This window comes from Isoptericola sp. b515 (assembly GCF_030588125.1).
In the GTDB taxonomy this organism is placed as follows: Bacteria; Actinomycetota; Actinomycetes; order Actinomycetales; family Cellulomonadaceae; genus Isoptericola; species Isoptericola sediminis.
This window is the reverse complement of record NZ_JAUQYR010000004.1, coordinates 163,265-184,970: the sequence shown is the minus strand read 5'-3', so window position 1 is coordinate 184,970 and position 21,706 is coordinate 163,265. Positions and strand designations below refer to the sequence as shown.

General features: G+C 72.3%; 21 protein-coding genes. 7 read left to right on the top strand and 14 right to left on the bottom strand.

Features of this window, described 5'->3' with window-relative positions; translation table 11 throughout:
• Positions 1 to 134 precede the first annotated feature (134 nt).
• The 4 genes from Q6350_RS12865 to Q6350_RS12850 all read left to right on the top strand — a co-directional run bounded on the left by Q6350_RS12865 (position 135) and on the right by Q6350_RS12850 (position 5,227).
• A complete protein-coding gene (locus Q6350_RS12865; protein ID WP_305066374.1) occupies positions 135 to 1,607 on the top strand; it encodes a trehalose-6-phosphate synthase in 1,473 nt (490 codons plus the stop codon).
• The gene (otsB, locus tag Q6350_RS12860) at positions 1,600 to 2,439 is read left to right on the top strand and encodes a trehalose-phosphatase (protein WP_305066373.1); all 840 of its coding nucleotides are present in this window, start codon (positions 1,600 to 1,602) and stop codon (positions 2,437 to 2,439) included. The genes Q6350_RS12865 and otsB overlap by 8 nt, the downstream gene beginning before the upstream one ends.
• Before the next feature lie 221 nt (positions 2,440 to 2,660).
• Positions 2,661 to 3,782, top strand: coding sequence for an ABC transporter ATP-binding protein (locus Q6350_RS12855; protein WP_305066372.1), 1,122 nt, complete (start codon positions 2,661 to 2,663; stop codon positions 3,780 to 3,782).
• A gap of 158 nt (positions 3,783 to 3,940) precedes the next feature.
• Positions 3,941 to 5,227, top strand: coding sequence for a DUF4032 domain-containing protein (locus Q6350_RS12850; protein WP_304603126.1), 1,287 nt, complete (start codon positions 3,941 to 3,943; stop codon positions 5,225 to 5,227).
• A 331-nt stretch (positions 5,228 to 5,558) separates the two neighbouring features.
• Here the strand turns inward: Q6350_RS12850 and rlmB are convergent, their stop codons facing one another.
• The 3 genes from rlmB to Q6350_RS12835 are packed head-to-tail and all read right to left on the bottom strand — an operon-like array spanning position 5,559 to position 9,207.
• Complete coding sequence (gene rlmB, locus Q6350_RS12845; RefSeq protein ID WP_171247029.1) at positions 5,559 to 6,545, bottom strand: 23S rRNA (guanosine(2251)-2'-O)-methyltransferase RlmB; 987 nt, start codon at positions 6,543 to 6,545, stop codon at positions 5,559 to 5,561.
• The gene (cysS, locus tag Q6350_RS12840; protein ID WP_304607523.1) at positions 6,545 to 7,975 is read right to left on the bottom strand and encodes a cysteine--tRNA ligase; all 1,431 of its coding nucleotides are present in this window, start codon (positions 7,973 to 7,975) and stop codon (positions 6,545 to 6,547) included. Before cysS ends, rlmB begins: the two co-directional genes overlap by 1 nt.
• A 47-nt stretch (positions 7,976 to 8,022) precedes the next feature.
• A complete protein-coding gene (locus tag Q6350_RS12835) occupies positions 8,023 to 9,207 on the bottom strand; it encodes an alanine racemase (protein ID WP_305066371.1) in 1,185 nt (394 codons plus the stop codon).
• Positions 9,208 to 9,261: 54 nt separating this feature from the next.
• Between Q6350_RS12835 and Q6350_RS12830 the strand changes: the two genes are divergently transcribed.
• A complete protein-coding gene (locus Q6350_RS12830) occupies positions 9,262 to 10,629 on the top strand; it encodes a D-arabinono-1,4-lactone oxidase (protein ID WP_305066370.1) in 1,368 nt (455 codons plus the stop codon).
• Positions 10,630 to 10,739: 110 nt separating this feature from the next.
• On the opposite strand, the gene ispF is transcribed toward Q6350_RS12830, so the two are convergent.
• Genes ispF through Q6350_RS12815 form a run of 3 tightly spaced genes read right to left on the bottom strand, consistent with a single transcriptional unit; the run spans position 10,740 to position 12,435 of the window.
• Entirely contained in the window at positions 10,740 to 11,222 is a 483-nt protein-coding gene (gene ispF / locus Q6350_RS12825; protein ID WP_305066369.1) for a 2-C-methyl-D-erythritol 2,4-cyclodiphosphate synthase, read from the bottom strand.
• Complete coding sequence (ispD, locus tag Q6350_RS12820) at positions 11,219 to 11,956, bottom strand: 2-C-methyl-D-erythritol 4-phosphate cytidylyltransferase (RefSeq protein ID WP_304603773.1); 738 nt, start codon at positions 11,954 to 11,956, stop codon at positions 11,219 to 11,221. Before ispD ends, ispF begins: the two co-directional genes overlap by 4 nt.
• Complete coding sequence (locus Q6350_RS12815) at positions 11,953 to 12,435, bottom strand: CarD family transcriptional regulator (RefSeq protein WP_171247024.1); 483 nt, start codon at positions 12,433 to 12,435, stop codon at positions 11,953 to 11,955. Before Q6350_RS12815 ends, ispD begins: the two co-directional genes overlap by 4 nt.
• 245 nt (positions 12,436 to 12,680) lie before the next feature.
• Here Q6350_RS12815 and Q6350_RS12810 point away from each other — a divergent pair, with 245 nt between their 5' ends.
• Positions 12,681 to 13,145 carry a hypothetical protein gene (locus Q6350_RS12810; protein ID WP_304603122.1) on the top strand — a complete coding sequence of 155 codons (465 nt, stop codon included), beginning with the start codon at positions 12,681 to 12,683 and terminating at the stop codon, positions 13,143 to 13,145.
• A 100-nt stretch (positions 13,146 to 13,245) separates the two neighbouring features.
• On the opposite strand, the gene pstB is transcribed toward Q6350_RS12810, so the two are convergent.
• The 6 genes from pstB to Q6350_RS12780 form a co-directional block, all read right to left on the bottom strand.
• Positions 13,246 to 14,025: a phosphate ABC transporter ATP-binding protein PstB gene (pstB, locus tag Q6350_RS12805; protein ID WP_171247022.1), complete on the bottom strand. Its 780-nt coding sequence runs from the start codon at positions 14,023 to 14,025 to the stop codon at positions 13,246 to 13,248.
• A 42-nt stretch (positions 14,026 to 14,067) separates the two neighbouring features.
• On the bottom strand, positions 14,068 to 15,024 hold the full coding sequence (gene pstA / locus Q6350_RS12800) for a phosphate ABC transporter permease PstA (protein ID WP_304603121.1): 957 nt from the start codon (positions 15,022 to 15,024) through the stop codon (positions 14,068 to 14,070).
• Positions 15,024 to 16,007: a phosphate ABC transporter permease subunit PstC gene (pstC, locus tag Q6350_RS12795; protein ID WP_171247020.1), complete on the bottom strand. Its 984-nt coding sequence runs from the start codon at positions 16,005 to 16,007 to the stop codon at positions 15,024 to 15,026. Before pstC ends, pstA begins: the two co-directional genes overlap by 1 nt.
• A 132-nt stretch (positions 16,008 to 16,139) precedes the next feature.
• Positions 16,140 to 17,267 (bottom strand): phosphate ABC transporter substrate-binding protein PstS, encoded by a 1,128-nt coding sequence (pstS, locus tag Q6350_RS12790; RefSeq protein WP_369810853.1) that lies wholly within the window; start codon positions 17,265 to 17,267, stop codon positions 16,140 to 16,142.
• 210 nt (positions 17,268 to 17,477) lie between these two features.
• Positions 17,478 to 18,188, bottom strand: coding sequence for a response regulator transcription factor (locus tag Q6350_RS12785; RefSeq protein WP_171247018.1), 711 nt, complete (start codon positions 18,186 to 18,188; stop codon positions 17,478 to 17,480).
• Complete coding sequence (locus Q6350_RS12780; protein ID WP_305066366.1) at positions 18,185 to 19,525, bottom strand: cell wall metabolism sensor histidine kinase WalK; 1,341 nt, start codon at positions 19,523 to 19,525, stop codon at positions 18,185 to 18,187. Before Q6350_RS12780 ends, Q6350_RS12785 begins: the two co-directional genes overlap by 4 nt.
• 158 nt (positions 19,526 to 19,683) lie before the next feature.
• Between Q6350_RS12780 and phoU the strand changes: the two genes are divergently transcribed.
• Complete coding sequence (gene phoU, locus Q6350_RS12775) at positions 19,684 to 20,352, top strand: phosphate signaling complex protein PhoU (RefSeq protein ID WP_304603118.1); 669 nt, start codon at positions 19,684 to 19,686, stop codon at positions 20,350 to 20,352.
• 74 nt (positions 20,353 to 20,426) lie between these two features.
• On the opposite strand, the gene Q6350_RS12770 is transcribed toward phoU, so the two are convergent.
• Together Q6350_RS12770 and Q6350_RS12765 are read right to left on the bottom strand one after the other, a co-directional pair.
• On the bottom strand, positions 20,427 to 21,167 hold the full coding sequence (locus Q6350_RS12770; RefSeq protein WP_171248419.1) for a phosphoglyceromutase: 741 nt from the start codon (positions 21,165 to 21,167) through the stop codon (positions 20,427 to 20,429).
• A gap of 98 nt (positions 21,168 to 21,265) precedes the next feature.
• On the bottom strand, positions 21,266 to 21,700 hold the full coding sequence (locus tag Q6350_RS12765) for a nitroreductase family deazaflavin-dependent oxidoreductase (protein ID WP_171248418.1): 435 nt from the start codon (positions 21,698 to 21,700) through the stop codon (positions 21,266 to 21,268).
• Between the last annotated feature and the right edge of the window lie 6 nt (positions 21,701 to 21,706).

Here is a 21,706-nt window from a genome sequence, read left to right as displayed (position 1 = left end):
GCCCTCCACGGCGCGCCCCGGCTCGCCAGGGTTCACCCCGCGCGGGGGAAGGGCTGCGCCGATATGGTGCGCGCAGGACTCCGCACTACCCAGTGCATCGGGTCGGCGTCCACCAACCTTGGGAGAGAACAGCGTTGACAGGTCAGGGATCGTCCAGCACCACGACCGGCGGCGACGGGTCGACCGGTTACGACCTCGTCGTCGTCGCCAACCGGCTTCCCGTCGACTTCGCGGTGGACGACGAGGGCAACCTCGACTGGAAGCGGTCGCCGGGCGGGCTGGTCACCGCCCTCGAGCCGGTGATGCGCGAGAACGACGGCGCCTGGGTCGGTTGGTCCGGCGCGCCCGACCTCGCGCACGAGCCGTTCGAGGCCGCCGGCATGCTGCTGGTCCCCGTGACGCTGTCCGCCAGCGAGATCAGCAAGTACTACGAGGGCTTCTCCAACGACACGCTCTGGCCGCTGTACCACGACGTGATCGCCCCGCCGACGTACCACCGGCAGTGGTGGGACGCCTACCGCAAGGTCAACCAGCGGTTCGCCGAGGCGGCGGCCGCCCAGGCGGCCCACGGCGGCGTGGTCTGGGTGCACGACTACCAGCTCCAGCTCGTGCCGAAGATGCTGCGCGAGCTGCGTCCCGACCTGCGCATCGGCTTCTTCGACCACATCCCCTTCCCCGCCGTCGAGCTGTTCCAGCAGCTGCCCTGGCGCAAGGCCATCGTCGAGGGGCTCCTGGGCGCCGACCTCATCGGGTTCCAGCGCGGCGGCGACGCCTCGAACTTCGTGCGCGCGGTGCGCCGGCTCACGGACCACCCCACGCGCGGCTCGATCATCTCCATGGGGTCCGACGACGCGACGCCGGGCCGACGCGTCCGTGCGGCCTCGTTCCCCATCTCGATCGACACCCAGTACTTCGACGAGCTCGCCCGCCGTCCCGAGGTCCAGGCCCGCGCCAAGGAGATCCGCACGGACCTGGGCGACCCCGAGGTCGTGATGCTCGGCGTCGACCGCCTCGACTACACCAAGGGCATCCGGCACCGGATCAAGGCCTACGGCGAGATCCTGCAGGACGGCCGGATCGACGCCGCGAACACCACGCTCGTGCAGGTCGCCAGCCCGTCCCGGGAGAACGTCGGCGCCTACCAGGAGCTGCGCCAGCACGTGGAGATCCTCGTCGGCCGGGTCAACGGCGAGTTCGGCGAGCTCGGCCACTCGGCGATCCACTACCTGCACCACTCCTACCCGCCCGAGGAGATGGCGGCCCTGTACCTGGCGGCGGACGTCATGCTCGTCACGTCGCTGCGGGACGGGATGAACCTGGTGGCCAAGGAGTACATCGCGGCCCGCTCGGACCTCGGCGGCGTGCTGGTGCTCAGCGAGTTCACCGGCGCCGCCGACCAGCTGGCCCCGGGACCGCTGCTGTGCAACCCGCACGACATCGACGGCATGAAGGACATCATCGTCGCCGCGGCGGAGATGTCCCCCAAGGAGAAGCGTCGTCGCATGCGCAACCTGCGGCGCAAGGTCATGGGCGACGACGTCGCCAAGTGGTCGAAGTCGTTCCTCGGGGTGCTCACCGCCGTGCCCGGCCGCGACACCTATGTCTGAGCAGCTCGACCCCGCGCTGGACGGTGCACTGCACGAGTTCACCGCCGACGACGGCGCCGCGCTCCTGGTGGCCCTGGACTTCGACGGCACGCTCGCCCCGCTGGTGGACGACCCGACGGCGTCGCGCATGACCCCGGCGGCCCGCACGGCCGTGGACGAGCTGGGGGCCCTGACGGTGCCCGGTGACGGCGACGCGCCGGCGTCGCGGGTGCGGCTGGCGCTCGTCTCGGGGCGCGACCTCGACGACCTCGCGACGCGGGCCGCGCCCCCGGTCGGGTCGTACCTGGTCGGCAGCCACGGCGCCGAGACGGGGCACGTCACGGCGGACGGGGTCGAGACGGTCCCGCTCGAGCTCAGCGACTCCCAGCGTGAGGACCTGGAAGCGCTGCGCTCCGCCCTCGAGGCGGCGGTGGCCGGCCGCGAGGGCGCCTGGGTGCAGCACAAGCCGAGCGCCGCCGTCCTGCACACCCGGCTCGCCGGTCCCGAGGACTCCGCCGCGGCCGTCGAGGCGGCCGACGCCGCCGCCGACCGGCTCGGGCTCGAGCCGATGCACGGCAAGGACGTCGTCGAGATCGCGGTGCTGCCCACGTCCAAGGGCGAGGCGCTGCGGCGCCTGCGCACCGTCGTCGGACGCGACGTCGGCACCGAGCGCGTGCGGGTGCTGTACGCCGGGGACGACACGACCGACGAGAAGGCCTTCGCCGTGCTGACCAGCGGCGACCTGGCACTGAAGGTCGGCCACGGCGAGACCCTCGCGGCGCACCGGGTCGCCGGTGCGGACGACGTCGCCGCGGTGCTGGACCGGCTGCGCGCCGCGTTGCGGCCCTCCTGACCCGTCCCGACCTGCCCCGTGCGGCGTGCCGGGACGGCTGCGCCCGAGGGGGTGATCGGAGTCACGGCCGTGTAGGATCGATCCGCGCGACGCCGCCGGAACGGTCCGGTGAAGCCGCGCGGACAACAGAATGTGTCGCCGCCGACACGCCAGTCGTGAACGCAGCACACCCGACCACAACGGATCGTCCGGCACGTACCTGCCGGTGGAGGGACACCATCATGGCTTCGGTCACCTACGACCACGCGACGCGTATCTACCCGGGCACCGAGCGCCCGGCCGTGGACCAGCTCAACCTGCAGGTGGAGGACGGCGAGTTCCTCGTCCTCGTCGGCCCCTCGGGCTGCGGCAAGTCCACCTCGCTGCGCATGCTGGCAGGCCTCGAGGACGTCAACGGCGGGCACATCTACATCGGGGACCGCGACGTCACCGACGTGCAGCCCAAGGACCGCGACATCGCGATGGTCTTCCAGAACTACGCGCTGTACCCGCACATGTCCGTGGCCGACAACATGGGCTTCGCGCTGAAGATCGCCGGCACCCCGAAGGCGGAGATCCGCCAGCGGGTCGAGGAGGCCGCCAAGATCCTCGACCTCACCGAGTACCTGGACCGCAAGCCGAAGGCGCTCTCCGGCGGTCAGCGCCAGCGTGTCGCCATGGGCCGCGCCATCGTGCGTCAGCCCCGGGTGTTCCTCATGGACGAGCCGCTGTCGAACCTCGACGCCAAGCTGCGTGTCCAGACCCGTACGCAGATCGCCTCCCTGCAGCGCCGCCTCGGCGTCACGACCGTCTACGTGACGCACGACCAGACCGAGGCCCTCACCATGGGTGACCGCATCGCCGTGCTCAAGGACGGCCTGCTCCAGCAGGTCGGCACGCCGCGCGAGATGTACGACACCCCGGCGAACACCTTCGTGGCCGGCTTCATCGGCTCGCCCGCGATGAACATCGGCACGTTCGAGGTCCGCGACGGCAAGGCCATCGTCGGCCACGCCGCGGTGCCGCTGGAGCGCCACGTGCTCGACCAGCTCACCGACGCCGACAACGGCCAGGTCGTCGTGGGCTTCCGTCCGGAGTCCCTCGACATCGCGCACGACGACTCGCAGGACGCCTTCCAGGTGAAGGTCAACCTCGTCGAGGAGCTCGGCTCCGACGCCTTCGTCTACGGCGAGCTGCAGGCGGACGGCTCGGCCGGCGACCTGCACTCCGGTTCCTCGGACCAGGTCATCGTCCGCATCGACCCGCGTGAGGTCCCGATGAAGGGTGACACCATCCACGTCACCATCAAGCAGGGCCAGGAGCACGTCTTCTCCCCGTCCACGGGTGCTCGTCTGAGCCACTGAGCATCCCCGACGACGACGGGGCGGATCCGGCCGGGCGCCGGGTCCGCCCCGTCGTCGTCTACGCTGAACCTGCCCCCCATCGCTGTGGGCAGGAAATCTGCAGGTCCGCCGCAGGGTGCCCCTGCAGATCTCATGCCCACAACAGACCTGGAGATGCCGTGGAGCAGCTGAAGATCACCTCGGCGACCCCGAACTCGGCCCTGCTGGACCTGCCCTGGCGCCGCCCCCTCATCGAGTGGCCCGCCGAGGTCCTCGCGGCACTCCCCCGCGGCATCTCGCGGCACGTCGTGCGCTTCGTCCGCCTGGACGGCCGGGTCCTGGCCGTCAAGGAGATCAGCGAGGACGTCGCCTTCCGCGAGTACGGCATGCTGCGCCAGCTGCGCAAGCTCGAGATCCCCGCGGTCCGGCCGATCGGCGTCGTCACCGGACGCACGGCCGAGGACGGGACGCCCCTCGAGGCGGCGCTCGTCACCGAGCACCTGGCGTTCTCCCTGCCCTACCGGTCCGTGTTCAGCCAGTGGCTGCGCGACGAGACGGCGAACCGGCTCATCGACGCGCTCGTCGTCCTCATCGTCCGGCTGCACCTCGCCGGGTTCTTCTGGGGCGACGTCTCGCTGTCCAACACGTTGTTCCGGCGTGACGCCGAGCTCTTCGCCGCCTACCTGGTCGACGCCGAGACCGGTGCCCTGCACCGCGAGCTGACCCGTGGCCAGCGGGAGCACGACCTGGAGATCGCCCGCGTCAACATCATCGGCGAGCTCATGGACCTCGCCGCCGGCGAGCTGCTGGACAGCGAGATCGACGAGGTCGCGTTCGGCAACTCGCTCGTGGACCGCTACCACGAGCTGTGGGAGGCGCTGACCGGTGTGGAGGCGTTCGCCTCCGACGAGCGCTGGCGCGTGGCCGCCCGCATCGAACGGCTCAACGCCCTCGGGTTCGACGTCGGCGAGCTCGACATCACCACCGACATCGACGGCACGACGGTCCGGATCCAGCCCCAGGTGGTCGACGCCGGGCACCACTCGCGCCGTCTGGCCAAGCTCACCGGCCTGGACGTGCAGGACAACCAGGCCCGGCGACTGCTCAACGACCTGGACTCGTACCAGGCCGCGACGGACCGCCAGGAGGACGACTCCCAGCTCGTCGCCCACGACTGGCTGCAGAACGTCTTCCAGCCGACCGTCCGGGCCGTCCCGCGCGAGCTGCGCCGCAAGCTCGAGCCCGCGCAGCTGTACCACGAGGTCCTCGAGCACCGGTGGTACATCTCCGAGCAGGCCGGGCACGACGTGCCGATGCCGGAGGCCGTGCAGTCCTACGTGACGAACGTGCTGCGGTACCGGCCGGACGAGAAGGCGATCCTCGGCATGGCTCCCGAGGAGGAGCCCCAGGGGCCCGAGGCGGACTACTTCCACTACGCCGCGTCCGAGCCGGGCGACGTCGACTGACGCTGCCCGACGATCCGCGCGGCCCGCGAGTCAGAACGCTCCCGCTCGAGTCAGGGTCCCTCTTACGCGAGTCAGGACTCTCGTGCGCGAGTCAGGACTCTCGTGCGCGAGTCAGGACTCTCGTGCGCGAGTCAGGACTCTCGTGCGCGAGTCAGGATCGCTCGACCGGCACGACCTCACCCTGGGTCGCCGGGCGCGCCCTGACCCGCGGGACCTCGTCCTGACCCGTCGCCTTCCGCCCTGACCCGCGAAACCTCGTCCTGACCCGCGGGACCTTGCCCTGACCCGCGGGATCTCGTCCTGACCCGCGGGTCGGGCGTGAGCGGTCGGCTCAGGAGGCCGAGCGGGCCTGCGCGACCTCGTAGAGCGTGATGCCGGCGGCCACACCCGCGTTCAGCGACTCGACGTCCGAGGAGATCGGGATCGAGGCCACGGCGTCGCAGGTCTCCCGCACGAGTCGCGAGAGGCCCTTGCCCTCGGAGCCGACGACGATCACCAGCGGGTCCGTGGCGAACGCCAGGTCGCGCACCGAGACGTCCCCGCCGGCGTCGAGCCCGACGACGAACAGCCCCGACTTCTTCAGGTCGGTCAGCGTCCGCGACAGGTTGGTCTCCTTGGCGACCGGCACCCGCGCGGCCGCCCCGGCGGAGACCTTCCACGCAGAAGCGGTGACCGACGCCGTGCGCCGCGACGGCACCAGCACGCCGTGGGCGCCGAACGCGCCCGCGGACCGCAGCACCGCCCCGAGGTTGCGCGGGTCGGTGACCGAGTCGAGCGCGACGATGAGCGGCGGCTCCCCCGCCTCGGCGGCCGCGTCCAACAGGTCGTCCACCGACGCGTACTCGTACGGCGGCACCTCCAGGGCGACCCCCTGGTGCACGGACCCCTCGGTGAGCTGGTCCAGCGCCCCGCGCGAGCTCTCCAGCACGCGGGCGCCGTGCATCGAGGCGAGCTCGAGGATCTCCCGGGTGCGGTCGTCGTGGTCGATGCGCTCGGCCAGGTGCACGGCGGTGACCGGCACGTCCGTGCGCAGCGCCTCCAGGACGGCGTTGCGGCCGGCCACGACCTCGGCACCGCCGGTCGCCTTGCGAGTGCCCCGGGCCACGCCCTTGCGTGCCCCGGTGGGCGCCTGCGCGGCCGCCCGCTTCTCGGCGGCGACCTTCTTCTTGTAGGCCGGGTGGTAGGTGCGCTCCTCGGCCTTCGGCGTCGGACCCTTCCCCTGGAGGCCCTTGCGGCGCTGACCGCCGCTGCCGACCTGCGCGCCCTTCTTGGTGCCCGCCTTGCGCTTGGCACCGGGTCGCTGCGAGTTTCCCGCCATCATTCCCCCTTCGCGTCGGACAGCGTCCAGCGGGCGCCGTCCGGAGAGTCCTGCACGACGACGCCGGCCGCGGCCAGGCGGTCCCGGATCGCGTCGCTCGTGGCATAGTCCTTCGCGGCTCGCGCCGCGGCCCGTGCGTCCAGCTCGGCCTGCACGACGGAGTCCAGCGCGTCGGCCACGCGCGTGTCCGCGGCGCTGGCCCACTGCGGGTCGGCCGGGTCGAGCCCCAGCACGTCGAGCATCCCCCGCAGCGCCACGAGCGCCGCCCGCGCACCGTCGTCGTCGGACGACGCGAGCGCGGTGTTCCCGGCCCGGAGCGTCTCGTGCACGACGGCGAGCGCCGCGGGCACGTTGAGGTCGTCGTCCATCGCGGCGACGAACCCGGCGGGCAGCCCGGCCGTGCGGACCTCGTCGCGCGGGACCTCGCCGACACGTTCGGTCGCCCGGTCGACGAACCCGGTGAGCCGGTCCCAGGTGGTCCGGGCCTCGTCGAGGGTGTCCGGGCCCCACTCGAGCATGGACCGGTACTGGACGGAGGCCAGGGCGTAGCGCACGACAGGGGCCGGCACCTGGGCGAGCAGCTCGCTCATGAGCAGCCCGTTCCCGAGCGACTTGCTCATCTTGACGCCCTGCTGGGTGACCCAGGCCGAGTGCATCCAGCGGTCCGCGAACGGGTACCCGGCGGCGCGCGACTGCGCCTGCTCGTTCTCGTGGTGCGGGAACCGCAGGTCGAGGCCACCGCCGTGGATGTCGAACGCGTCGCCCAGGTAGCGCTGCGCCATGGCCGAGCACTCCAGGTGCCAGCCGGGTCGGCCGCGCCCGAACGGCGTGTCCCACGCGGCGGTCTCGGGCTCGCCCGGCCGCGGCGTCTTCCACAGCGCGAAGTCGTGCGGGTCGCGCTTCTCCGAGGTGACGGCGTCGTCCCCGCCCTCGGGGTTGAGGTCCTCGAGGCGCTGCGCGGTGAGCTCGCCGTACTGCGGCCAGGAACGCACGTCGAACCAGACGTTGCCCGGTCCGGTGGAGTAGGCGTGCCCGCGCTCGACGAGGCGCTGCATGAGCGCGACCATCTGCGGCACGTGCCCGGTGGCCCGCGGCTCGTAGGTGGGCGGCAGCACACCGAGCGCGTCGTAGGCGGCGGTGAACGTCCGCTCGTAGGTGGCGGCGTGCGCCCACCACTCGACGCCCGCCGCCTCGGCCTTGGCGAGGATCTTGTCGTCGATGTCGGTGACGTTGCGGATGAGCGTCACGTCGAGCCCGGAGCGGGTCAGCCAGCGGCGCAGCACGTCGAAGGCGACCGCGGGACGCAGGTGACCCACGTGCGGGGCCGACTGGACGGTGGCGCCGCACAGGTAGATGCCGACCTTGCCGGGTGTCCGGGGGACGAGCTCGCGCACGGAGCGCGTGGCGGTGTCGAAGAGCTGCAAGGTCACCGGTCCAGGGTACCGGTCGGGTACGCGACCCTGCGGTCCGCGCGCCCTCAGCCGAACGCCCGGCCCTCGCCCCGGTAGGTGGGCACCTCCTCGACGACCTCGTCCCCGCGCACGAGGTGCACGGTGGCGAAGCGTTCCATCAGCTCACCGGCCTTGGCGTGCCGGAACCAGACCCTGTCCCCGACGCGCAGGTCGCGCCCACCGCGCCGGCGACGCATCGGCGTCTGCACCTCCCCGGCCCCTTCACGTCGCGTCAGCGCCCAGCCGGGGGTGACGAGGCGCGGCAGCCGCGACGGACCGGCCGGCCCGGAGGCGACGTACCCGCCCCCGAACGCGGTGGCCCAGCCCTGGCCGGGCGAGCGGACGACGTCGAGCCCGAAGTACGCCGCCGGCCGGGCCTCGAAGGACCGGTAGCGGTCGAAGGTCGCGGGGACGAACAGCCCCGACCCGGCGGTCACCTCGGTGACACCGGTGCCGGCGGCGGAGGACTCCAGCGAACCCGTGCCGCCGGCGTTGACGAGCTCGACGTCCCGTCCGACGGCGGACCGGACCGCGGCGAGCACGGCGCGGCGGCGACGCTCGACGTCGCGGATGGACAGCCGCTTCACGGTCCGCACCGCCGGGCTCGTGTCGGGCAGGCCCGCGACCTGGGCCTCGTAGAACATCAGGCCGCGCACGTGCAGCCCGTCGACGGCCTCGACGGCGGCGGCGAGGTCGGCCACCTGGGCAGGGGTGCGCAGCGGGGAGCGGCGGGTGCCGAGGTGGGCGCGCCACGGCCCGAGGCCGAGGCGCAGCGAGCTGTCCACGTCCAGGCAGAGCGCACCGTCGGCGCCGTCCGCCGGCGCGGCATCCAGCGCCGCACGCACCCGGTCGACCTGGGCGACGTCGTCGACCATGAGGGTGATCTCCCGGCGCGAGGCCGGGTCGGCGGCCCAGCGCGCGAGGGCGTCGCGGTCGACGGTCGGGTAGCCGACCAGGACGTCGCGGACCCCGGTGCCGACGAGCCACAGCGCCTCGTCGAGGGAGTAGGCCATCACGCCGGTGAACCCGGCCCGCAGAGCCCGTCCGACGAGCGAACGCACGCGCACGGACTTGGTGGCGACGCGCACGGGGGTGCCGGCGGCCCGCCGGAGCAGGTCGGCCGCGTTGGTGTCGAACACGTCCAGGTCGACGACGGCGAGCGGCGCGGGTGACCCGGCGGTCGCCCTGCTCAGCCGGTCGGTCGCGGACATGTCGGCACGCTACACCGCGGCATGGCACCGCAAGCCCGTGACAGAGTGTGCGACGTGAACTTCACCACCTGGGGCCGCACCTACCGGGCCTCCCCGGCGCGGTGGTCGCAGCCGCGGGACGAGGCCGAGCTGCGTGCCGTCGTGGCCCGTGCCGCGGCCGACGGTCTGCGGGTCCGTGCGGTGGGGGCCGGCCACTCGTTCACCGACGTCGCCGTGACCGACGGCCTCCTGATCGGCCTGGACCGGCTGAGCGGGCTGGAGTCGCTGCGGCGGCTGCCCGACGGCTCCGCCCTGGTCACCGTCGGTGCCGGCACCCGCCTGCACGAGCTCAACCGGCTGCTCGCGACGCGAGGACTGGCGATGCGCAACCTCGGCGACATCGACCGGCAGTCGGTCGCGGGGGCGATCTCCACCGGGACCCACGGCACAGGGGCGCTGCTGGGCGGCCTGGCCACGCAGGTGCGCGCGCTGCGCGTCGTGCTGCCGGACGGCTCCGTGCGGTCGGTGTCGGGCGACGACGCCCCCGGTTCCCCGGACCGCGAGCTGTTCGAGGTCGCCCGCCTCGGGCTGGGCACCGTGGGCGTGCTGTCCGCCGTCACGCTCGAGGTCGTGCCGGCCTACCTGCTGCGCTCGACCGAGCAGGTCCGCCCCTGGGAGGAGGTGGTCGAGGGCATCGACGCCCTGTTCGACGGTCACGACCGGTTCGACGCCTACTGGTTCCCCGGCACGGACCGGATGCTCACCTGGAGCCACGACCGCGTCCCGGCGGCCGAGGCGGCCCGCCACCGCGCGTCCCGCCGCGGGGTTCTGGGCGCGGCCCGGACCCTGGGTGACGCCGCCCGGTCCGTCCTGGACGAGGAGGTGCTGGCCAACGGTGTCCTGGGGGGTGTGATGCAGGTGGCGACCGCCGCTCCGCGGACCGTGCCGCGCCTGAACGCGGTGTGCGCCGCCGCGCTCGGGGACCGGACCCACGTGGCGCCGTCCGACCGGGTGATGGTGAGCCGGCGGCGGGTGCGCTTCGCCGAGATGGAGTACGCGCTGCCGAGGGCGGGGCTGGCCGACGTGCTGCGCGAGCTGGAGGGCTGGTTGCGATCGTCCGGCGAGCCGGTGCCGTTCCCGGTCGAGGTGCGCTGCGCGGCGGCCGACGACGTGTGGCTGTCGACGGCACGCCGCCGGGACACCGCCTACGTGGCGGTGCACCAGTACCACCGGATGCCGCGCGAGCGGTACTTCGCCGCGGCGGAGGAGATCTTCGTGGCGGCGGGCGGCCGCCCGCACTGGGGCAAGCTGCACACCCGCACGGCCGCGGACCTGGCGGCGCACTACCCGCTGGACGACGTCGCGCGGGTGCGGGCCGCCGTCGACCCGGACGGCGTGCTGCGCAACGACTACACCGACCGGGTGCTCGGCCTCCCCGCCTGACCTCCGCCGCGACCTCTTGTCGTTGTGGGCATGAAATCTGCAGCCGCCACCCCGTCGAAGGCTGCAGATTTCATGCCCACAACGACGGGGCGGGGCGGGGCGGGGAGCCGTCAGCGGGCGGCGACGAGCGCGGTGGCGATCGCGGCGACGCCCTCGCCGCGGCCGGTCAGGCCGAGCCCGTCGGTCGTGGTCGCGCTGACGGAGACGGGCGCGCCGACGGCCTCGGTCAGCGCGGCCTCGACCTCGGTACGGCGGGGCTCGACCTTGGGCCGGTTGCCGACCACCTGGACGGCGACGTTCCCGATCTCGAACCCGGCGGCCCGGACCCGGCGGGCGGCCTCGGCCAGCAGCACGACGCCGCTCGCCCCGGCCCACTCGGGCTCGCTCGTGCCGAAGTGCGTGCCCAGACCGCCGATGCCGGCCGCGGAGAACAGCGCGTCCGCGGCGGCGTGCGCGGCGACGTCCGCGTCCGAGTGGCCGTCCAGACCCCGCTCGCCGGGCCAGTGCAGCCCGCCGACCCAGAGCTCACGGTCCGAGCCCTCCGGGGCGAAGGCGTGGACGTCCACGCCGATCCCGGTGCGCGGCAGGTTCATCGGCCCTCCAGCAACAGCTCGGCCACGGCCAGGTCGTACGGCGTGGTGATCTTCAGCGCGGCGGAGTCACCGCGCACCAGGTGGACCGGGACGCCGAGCGCCTCGACCAGCCCGGCGTCGTCGGTCGCGGCCAGGTGCTCGGCGGCGGCCCGGGCCGCCCCCTCGGCGTGCGCACGCTGCAGGAGCTCCCGGTCGAAACCCTGCGGCGTCTGGACCGCCCGCAGCACGGTCCGGTCGAGCGTGTCCACGACCCGCTCGACCGCGGGGCCGGTGTCGTCCCCGGGTGCGGCCGGGGCGCCGCCGTCGGGCGCGACGCGCTTGATCGTGTCCGTCACCGGCAGCCCGGGGACGACGGCGGGGTGTCCGCTGCGCACGGCCGCCACCACGCGGGCGACCAGGGCGGGCGGGGCGAGCGGACGGGCGGCGTCGTGCACGAGGACGACGTCGGTGCTCGCGTCGGCACGGCGGAGCCCGGCGGCGACCGAGGCCTGCCGGGTGGATCCCCCGTCGACGACCTCGACCGGGATCGGGAGCGCGCCGAGCGCGGCGACCATGTCGGCCGCACGCCCCGGCGGGGAGGTCACCACCACGGCGTCGACCGCGCCGGAGTCGGCGAGGCCGCGCGCCGCCAGGGCGATCATCGGCACGCCACCGACCGGCACGAACGCCTTGGGGATCTCCCGTCCGAGCCGCGTGCCGGAACCGGCCGCGGTGAGGACAGCGAGGGTCGTCAGGAGGCGAGCACCTCGTCGATGATGGCGCCGGCCTTCTCCTCGTCGACACCCTCCGCGAGGGCGACCTCGGACTCGAGGATCTGGCGCGCCTTGGCCAGCATGCGCTTCTCCCCGGCGCTCAGGCCGCGGTCGGAGTCGCGGCGGGACAGGTCGCGGACGACCTCCCCGACCTTGATGACGTCGCCGGACGCCAGCTTCTCCAGGTTCGCCTTGTACCGGCGCGACCAGTTGGTCGGCTCCTCGGTGTACGGCGCGCGCAGCACGTCGAACACCTTGTCCAGGCCCTCCTGGTCCACCACGTCACGCACCCCGACGAGGTCGACGTTGTCCGCCGGGACCTCGATCGTCAGGTCGCCCTGAGCGACCTTGAGCTTGAGGTACATCTTCTCTTCGCCACGGATCTTCCGGGTCTTGACCTCTTCGATCAGCGCGGCGCCGTGATGAGGGTAGACAACCGTCTCGCCTACTGTGAACGTCATCTTCAGATGTCCCCTTTCCCAGTGACCGAGTCTATCACGGTGGGCACCTGCGCCCGTGGCGCGGGGGGTGCGCGGAGGATCTACAGGACCACTGTTTCCGCAGGTCAGGGCGCTGCCAGCAGGCGGGTGGGTGACCACCCCGCCGCCCCACTAGGATGGTGCGGGGCGCGTCGCGTCCCTCACCCCAGTGACATCCCGTGCGCGGGCCCCGAGCCCGCCGCACCGCTCCAGCAGAAGGAGAGCACGTGGCCCGCTCCGCCCGTACCGCCCGTTCCGCCCTCGCCGCCGGGGTCGCCGTCGGCGCGCTGGCGCTCGGCGCCTGCGCACCCATCACCACCCAGATGGGCTACGCGCCGTCGGACGGGACGCGCGTCGACTTCGAGGACACACAGGTCCGCGGCCTCAACCTGCTGGTCATCGCCACCGAGGAGGGCGGCGACGGCAACCTGCTGGGCGCGCTGGCGAACAACAGCGACGAGGACGTCGAGTTCACCCTGACCGCCAGCGGCGCCGCACCCGTCACGGTGCCGGTGCCCGCGGAGGAGACGGTCTACCTCGGCACCGACGGCGAGGAGACCCTGCTCGGCCCGGTCGACACCATCCCGGGCGGGACCCTCGAGGCCACGCTCGAGGTCGCCGGGCAGAGCGAGACGTTCTACCTGCCGGTCTTCGACGGCACCCTGCCGGAGTACGCCGACTACCTGCCCTGATCCCCCGGCGACGGGCTCCCCGTCGCAGCACGAAGGCCCCTGCGCTCCGGAAGCGCAGGGGCCTTCGTGCGTACCGACGAGGCCGGCACGGCGGGTCGGATCAGCCGAAGCGGCCCGAGACGTAGTCCTCGGTCGCCTTCTCGGCCGGGGAGGAGAAGATCGTCGCGGTGTCGTCCATCTCGATGAGCCGGCCCGGCTTGCCCGTCCCGGCGATGTTGAAGAAGCCGGTCCGGTCGCTCACGCGAGCCGCCTGCTGCATGTTGTGCGTCACGATGACGATCGTGTACTCCTGCTTCAGCTCGCCGATGAGGTCCTCGATGGCGATCGTCGAGATCGGGTCGAGAGCCGAGCAGGGCTCGTCCATCAGCAGCACCTGCGGCTTGATCGCGATCGCCCGGGCGATGCACAGCCGCTGCTGCTGACCGCCCGAGAGTCCGGAGCCCGGCCGGTCCAGGCGGTCCTTGACCTCGTTCCACAGGTTCGCCCCGTGCAGCGAGGACTCGACGAGGTCGTCGGCGTCGGACTTCGAGATGCGCTTGTTGTTGAGCTTCACCCCGGCCAGGACGTTGTCGCGGATGGACATCGTCGGGAACGGGTTCGGCCGCTGGAAGACCATGCCGACGTTCTTGCGGACGGCGACCGGGTCGACGTCCGGGCCGTACAGGTCCACGCCCTCCATCTCGACGGTGCCCTCCACGCGGGCCCCGGGGACCACCTCGTGCATCCGGTTGAGCGTCCGCAGGAACGTCGACTTCCCGCAGCCGGACGGCCCGATGAGGGCGGTGACCGACTTGGGCTCGATCGTCATGTTGACGTCTTCGACGGCGCGGAAGTCGCCGTAGTAGATGTTCAGGTCCTTGGTGTCGATGCGCTGTGCCATCGTGAGCTTCCTTCGTGAGTGTGGCTGATCGTCGGCTGCGCGTCAGCCCAGCTTCGGGGCGAACCAGCGAGTGATCAGGCGGCCGATGAGGTTGAGTGCCAGGACCATGGCGATCAGCACGAGTGCCGCGCCCCAGGCGTTCTGGGAGGCGATGTCCGAGACGCACGTCGCCGTGTCCCCACCGGGGCACGGGGCGTTGCCCTGCGAGTACTGCCGGTAGGCGAACACCGGCAAGGTCATCATGCGCCCGTCGAACGCGTTGGCGTTGATCGAGTCGGTGACGCCGACGGTCACGAGCAGCGGCGCCGTCTCGCCGATGACCCGGGCGATCGCGAGCAGCACGCCGGTGGTCAGCCCGGCGACGGAGGTGCGCAGCACGACCTTGACGATCGTCAGCCACTTCGGGACGCCGAGCGCGTACGAGGCCTCCCGCAGCTCGTTCGGCACGAGCTTGAGCATCTCCTCGCAGGAGCGCACCACGACCGGGATCATCAGCACCGACAGGGCCACGGCCCCCATGACGCCGATGCGGACGGCCGGGCCGAAGATCAGCGCGAAGAGCGAGAACGCGAACAGGCCGGCCACGATCGAGGGGATGCCCGTCATGACGTCGACGAAGAAGGTGACCGAGCGGGCCAGCCAGCCCTTGCCGTACTCGACCAGGTAGATCGCGGTCAGGATGCCGATCGGCACCGAGATCACGGTCGCCAGGGCCGTGATCACGACCGTGCCGAGGATCGCGTGGTAGATCCCGCCGCGCGGGTCCCCGCCGAAGATGTTGCGCATCGACTGGAACAGGAAGTCGAGGCTGATCCGGTCGGCGCCCTGGGCCACGACCGTGAAGATCAGCCAGCCCAGCGGGATCATCGCCAGGCCGAAGGCGGTGTAGATCAGGACCTGCATGACGCGGTCGGTCCGGCGACGACCGGGGTCCACCGTGGAGAGCAGTCGGGCGGTCTCCGAGCTGCCTCGTCCGGGGTTCTGCGTGGTGACGCTCATCAGTTGGCTCCCGAGAAGTCCTTGCGGCGCGCCACGACCCAGCGCGCCGTCATGTTCACGGCCAGCGTGATCACGAACAGGGCGAGTCCCGCGGCGATCAGCGTGTTGACACCGAGACCGGTCGACTCCGGGAAGTCGGCGGCGATGTAGGCCGCGATGGTCTGGTGCTGGCCGGCGGCCAGGATGTCGAGGGTGTACGTGAACCCGGGCGAGAGGATCATCAGCACGGCCATCGTCTCCCCGAGCGCCCGGCCCAGGCCCAGCATCGACGCGGAGATGACGCCCGAGCGGCCGAAGGGCAGCACCGCGGTCCGGATGACCTCCCACCGGGTCGCCCCGAGCGCGAGCGCCGCCTCCTCGTGCAGCTTCGGGGTCTGCAGGAAGACCTCCCGCGACACCGCCGTGATGATCGGCAGGATCATGATCGCCAGGACGACCCCGACCGTGGCCATCGAACGGCCCGTCGGCGAGACCTGGCCGCCCCACAGGGGGAACCAGCCGAGGTTCTCGTTGAGCCACGTCCAGAACGGCGTGAGCACCGGGGCCAGCACGAAGAAGCCCCAGAGGCCGTAGATGACCGAGGGGATCGCGGCCAGGAGGTCGACCAGGGCTCCGAGGACCTGGGACAGCCGGCGCGGCGCGTAGTGCGAGATGAACAGCGCGATCCCCATCGCGACGGGCACCGCCAGCACCAGGGCCAGCACGGCGGCGAGGACCGTGCCGAACACGAGCGGTCCGAGGTACGCCAGCAGGGAGGTGTCCTCCGGGTAGCGCGGGACCCCCGCGGCGAGCTCCTCGGGGCTCGCGGTGATCGCGGGCCAGGCCTCGGAGATCAGGAAGAGCGCGACCGCCGCGAGGACCGCCAGGATCGTGGCGCCGGCTCCGACGGCGATCCATCGGAAGACGCGGTTGAAGCCCCGGTCGGTGTTGCCGCTGCGGCGGCGCCGGGAGCTCTTGGCCGGTGGACTGACTGTGGTCGTCACAGGGACCCCTCGTTGGTGCTTGGGCACTGGTCTCGTCACGTGCTCGGGTGCCGGACGGCCGGAACGGCGGCCGGGCGGGACGCTGCGAGCGTCCGACCCGGCCGCCGGCGGCCGTTCAGGCGATGAACCTGGTCAGCCCGCGGAGATCGACTCGATGCCCGGCATGATGGCCTGGCGGATCGTGTCGGACAGCGGGGCGGACCCGGCGGCGTCCGAGGCGGCCTGCTGGCCCTCCTCGCTGGCGACGTAGCCGAGGAAGCCCTTGACCAGCTCGGCGGTCTCCTCGTCATCGTAGGTCGTGCAGGCGAGGCTGTACGACACCAGGACGATCGGGTAGGTGCCCGCGATGTCGCGGTCGAGGTCGATCGTGTAGACGTACTCGCTGGTGCCCTCGGTCCGCGGCGACTGAGCCACGACCTCCGCGGCGGCCTCGGCCGAGTACTCGACGAAGTCACCACCGACACCGACCGCGACGGTGCCGAGGTCGCCGACCTGGGAGGCGTCGGCGTAGGTGATGGTGCCCTCGCCGGCCTGGGCGGCGCCCACGACACCCGAGGTGCCCTGCGCCGACTCCTGGCCGTCGACCGGCCACACGCCGGAGGGCTCGGCCGTCCAGATGTCGGGGGCCACCGTGTAGAGGTACTCCTCGAAGTTCTCCGTGGTGCCCGACTCGTCGGAGCGGTGCACGACGGTGATCGGCGTGCTGGGCAGGTCGGCGTCCGGGTTGTCCGCGGCGATCGCCTCGTCGTCCCAGGAGGTGATCTCACCGAGGAAGATGTTCGCGATCGTCTCCGGGCCCATGTTGAGCGAGTCGACGCCCTCGAGGTTGAAGGCCACCGCGACCGGGCTGACGTAGCCGGGGAACTCGATGACGCCACCCTCACCGCACTGCGCCTCGGCGGCGGCGAGCTCCTCGTCGTCCAGCGCGGCGTCCGAGCCGGCGAACTTGTAGGAGCCGTCGCCGAAACCGGTGCGGCCGCCGCCGGAACCGACGGGGTCGTAGTTCACCGTCGCGTCAGGGTTCGCCTGCTGGAACCCGGCGCGCCAGGCGTTCATGGCGGCCTCCTGCGACGAGGCGCCGCCGCCGGAGAGCGTGCCGGACAGGCCGCCCTCCATGTCGCCGGAGTCTTCCGTCGTCTCGGTGCTCTCGTCGCCGGCGGAGCCCGCGGGCTCGGGGTCCGAGCCACAGGCCGCGAGGCTGAGAGCCAGCGCGCCGACGGCGACGGCAGATCCGGCACGGGTGAATCGGCTGAGGTTCACGAGTCGTTCCATCCTGTTCACACGGTGGTGGCACCGGCGGCCGCCGGCGTTCGTTGGGAACGTTAGGCAGGCGAGGTGGCTCGCCGGCCAGGAGCAGATGAACGAACGATGAACAGCCGTCGGACCCTGGGACACCGGGCGTCCGGGGCTCCGCCTCAGCGCTCGGGCTCGAGGGTCGGGCGGCGGCTGCACTCGCGAGCTCGCTCCGCCTCAGCCCTCGGCGTCGGCGAACTTGTAGCCGAGACCGCGCACCGTGAGGAGCAGCGACGGCGCGCTCGGGTCGGTCTCGATCTTGGACCGGATGCGCTTGACGTGGACGTCGAGGGTCTTGGTGTCGCCCACGTAGTCGGCGCCCCAGACACGATCGATGAGCTGGCCGCGGGTCAGCACCCGGCCGGCGTTGCGCAGCAGCAGCTCCAGCAGGTCGAACTCCTTGAGCGGCAGGGAGACCGCCTCGCCGCGCACCGCCACCGTGTGCCGTTCCACGTCCATGCGCACCGGACCCATCTCGAGCACGGACTCCCCGTCGTCGTCGGGCGTGGCGCCGGCGTCGCCCCCCGGGCCGCGCCGCCGCATCACCGCCCGCATGCGCGCGAGGAGCTCGCGGAACGAGTACGGCTTCGTGACGTAGTCGTCGGCCCCGAGCTCGAGCCCCACGACCTTGTCGATCTCGGAGTCCTTCGCCGTGAGCATGATGATCGGCACGTCGCCGCGCTGCCGGAGCTCACGGCAGACCTCGGTGCCGCTGAGGCCCGGCAGCATGAGGTCGAGCAGCACCAGGTCGGCCCCGCCGTCGTCGAACCTCTCGAGCGCGTCGTTGCCGTCGGCCGTCGCGACCACGTCGTAGCCCTCGCGGGTCAGCTGGTACGTCAGCGGGTCGCGGTACGACTCCTCGTCCTCGACCACCAGGATGCGCATCACGCGCTTACCTCCTCGTTCCTCGGGCCGTCTCCGGCACCGTGCCGATGGGGTCCGCCCGCGGAGCTGCCCGGGGCGGTCGACGGGCCGCTGTCGGACCCGTCCGTGCTGCCGCCGGACGCCCCGCCGTCGGGCGGGGCTCCGGCCGGACGGTCGTCGGACGGTCCGCCGTCCGGTGTGGCGGCCGACGCGTCCAGCGCACCCGCCGCGAGGTCCGCGGCCGGGATGCGCAAGGTGAAGGTGGAGCCCTTGCCCGGCTCCGACCAGACCCGCACGTCACCGCCGTGGTCGGCGGCCACGTGCTTGACGATGCTCAGTCCGAGTCCCGTCCCGCCGGTGTCCCGGGACCTGGCCGGGTCCACGCGGTAGAAGCGCTCGAAGACGCGCTGCTGCTCCTCGGTGGAGATCCCGACGCCCTGGTCGACGACGTCGATCTCCACGAGGCCGTCGCGCTCGTGCACGCCGACCCCCACGCGGGTGTTCTCCCCGGAGTAGGAGACCGCGTTGTCCAGCAGGTTGCGGACCGCGGTGACCAGCAGGTTGTGGTCGCCGAACACGATGCTCTCCGACGTCCCGCCCACGGTGATCGCGATGTTCTTGCCCTGCGCCTTCGTCCGGGCGCGGTCGACGGCCTCGTCGACGACGTCGACCACCGAGACGGGTTCGATCTGCTGCAGGGCACCCGCCACCTGCAGCCGGGAGAGCTCGATGATCTCGTGCACCAGCTCGGACAGCCGGTGCGCCTCGGACTGCATCCGCTCGGTGAACCGCCGGACGGCCTCGGGGTCGTCGGCAGCGTCCTGGACGGTCTCGGCCAGCAGCGCGAGCGCACCGACCGGCGTCTTGAGCTCGTGCGACACGTTGACGACGAAGTCGCGCCGGATCGCCTCGACCCGGCGGGCCTCCGTGCGGTCCTCGGCCAGCACGAGGATGTTGTCCATCCCGAGCGGCGCGGCCCGCACCTGCAGCAGCACGGTGCCGGAGCCGATGGGACCGCGCGGCAGCTCCAGCTCACGCTCACGGATCACGCCGTCGCGCCGCACCTCGTGGACCAGCTCGACGACGGTCTCGTGGGCGAGGGCGTCGTTGCGCACCACGCCGAGCGCGTACGCCGGCGGGGAGGCCCGGACGACGTCGTCGTCGTCGTCGATCACGACCGCGGCGGAGCGCAGCACCGACAGCACGCGGACCAGACCCTCGTCGAGCGCACCGGGCTCCGACTCGGCCTCCCGCTGCTGCGCACGGTCGGAGAGGCGGAAGGCGAGGGCAGCGACGAGCCCGACGACGACGCCGAGACCACCGGCGATGACCGCCGTGACACCCTGGATGATTCCTTCCACAAGTGCCAGCCTAGGTCTCGGAGGGGTCGTTGCCGTGCCACGGCAGCAATTGCTCCCTGACGCGTCGCCCACTGTTCACCTGGAGCCCGCGTCACGTTCACTTCGCCGTCCGAGGCACCTGTGAGGGTTGATCAGCACCGATCTTCGAGAGGACACCCATGCGAGAGATCTTCGATGCCGAGCTGAAGCACATCGGCGACGGTCTGGTCGAGATGAGCCGACTGGTCGAGTCGGCGATCACGCGAGCCGGTACGGCGCTGCTCGACGGCGAGCACCAGCTCGCCCAGGACGTGATCGCCTCCGACCACGAGATCGACCGGCTGGAGCGGGAGCTGGACGAGCGGTGCGTCCACGTGCTCGCCCAGCAGGCTCCGGTCGCCACCGACCTGCGCGTGGTCATCACCGCGCTGCGCATCAGCTCCACGCTGGAGCGGATGGGTGACCTCGCCCGGCACGTCGCCGAGGTCGCCCGCGGACGCTACCCCGCGCTGGCCGTGCCGGACGCCGCCCGCGAGACGTTCGTCGCGATCAACGAGGCCGCCGGACTCGTGGCGCGGCGCACCTCCGAGCTGCTCTCCACGCGGGACGTCGCGCTCGCCGCGGAGATCGAGGCCGGCGACGACGTCATCGACCGGCTGCACCAGGACACGTTCGCCGCGACGCTGTCGCCGGACTGGACCGGCACCGCGCAGGAGACGATCGACGTCACCCTGCTGGCCCGCTACTACGAGCGGTTCGGTGACCACGGGGTGTCGGTGGCGCGTCGCATCACCTACCTGGTGACGGGCGACTTCGAGGCCGAGATCCACGCGCCCGCCGACGTCTGACACGTCGCCGCACCGACGACGGAGGGGCCCTTCCCGCTGCGGGAAGGGCCCCTCCGTCGTCGTGTCGGGCGCCGTTACTTGCCCTGGCTGGCCACGGCCGCGATGGCGTCCTTGGCCGCCTCCGGGTCGAGGTAGGTGCCGCCCGGGTTGGTCGGCTTCAGCGTCTCCTCGTCCAGCTCGTAGACCAGCGGGATGCCCGTCGGGATGTTCAGCCCGGCGATCGTCTCGTCGTCGATGCCGTCGAGGTGCTTGACCAGCGCGCGCAGGGAGTTGCCGTGCGCGGCCACCAGGACGGTCTTGCCCTCCTGGAGGTCCGGGACGATGGCGGACTCCCAGTACGGCAGGAACCGGTCGAGCACCTGCTTGAGCGCCTCGGTCCGCGGGATCGGCTCGCCGGCGTAGCGCGGGTCGGCGTCCTGGGAGTACTCCGAGCCCAGCTCGATCTCGGGCGGCGGCACGTCGTAGGAACGACGCCAGAGCATGAACTGCTCCTCGCCGTACTGGTCACGGACCTGCTTCTTGTCCTTGCCCTGCAGGGCGCCGTAGTGGCGCTCGTTGAGGCGCCAGCTGCGCTTGACCGGGATCCAGTGCCGGTCGGCGACGTCGAGGGCGAGATTCGCCGTCGAGATCGCACGGCGCAGCAGCGAGGTGTGCAGGACGTCGGGCGTCAGGCCGGCCTCCTGGAGGAGCTCGCCGCCGCGCTTCGCCTCCTCGGTGCCCTTCTCCGACAGCGGGACGTCGACCCAGCCGGTGAAGAGGTTCTTCGCGTTCCACTCGCTCTCGCCGTGGCGGAGCAGCACGAGGGTGTAGGTCATGGCCCCATCCTGCCCTGCCGGGCCGTCCGCCTGCAGCCCGGGCCGGATCTCGGACACCGGGGTACCAGGATGTGCTGACGGCTCGGCAGGACGACGGGTCAGTCCCGCTCGAGCACGAAGACGGGGATCTCGCGGTCGGTCTTCTTCTGGTACTCGGCGTAGTCCGGCCACGCCTCGACCGCGCGCTCCCACCAGACAGCCTTCTCCTCGCCGGTGACCTCGCGGGCCGTGTACGCGTGCTTCTCCGGCCCGTCCTGCAGCTCCACGCGCGGGTTCGCCACGATGTTGTGGAACCACACGGGGTGCTGGGGGGCGCCGCCCATCGAGGCGACGACGGCGTAGTCGCCGTCGTGCTCGACGCGCATCAGCGGGATCTTGCGCAGCTTGCCGGACCTCGCGCCGACGGTCGTCAGGATGATGACCGGCTTGTCGCGCATCGTGGTGCCCTCGGTGCCGCCCGAGGACTCGTAGGTCTCGACGTGGTTGGCCACGAACTCGGACGGGCTGGGGACGTACTCTCCGGTGATCGCCATGCCCGC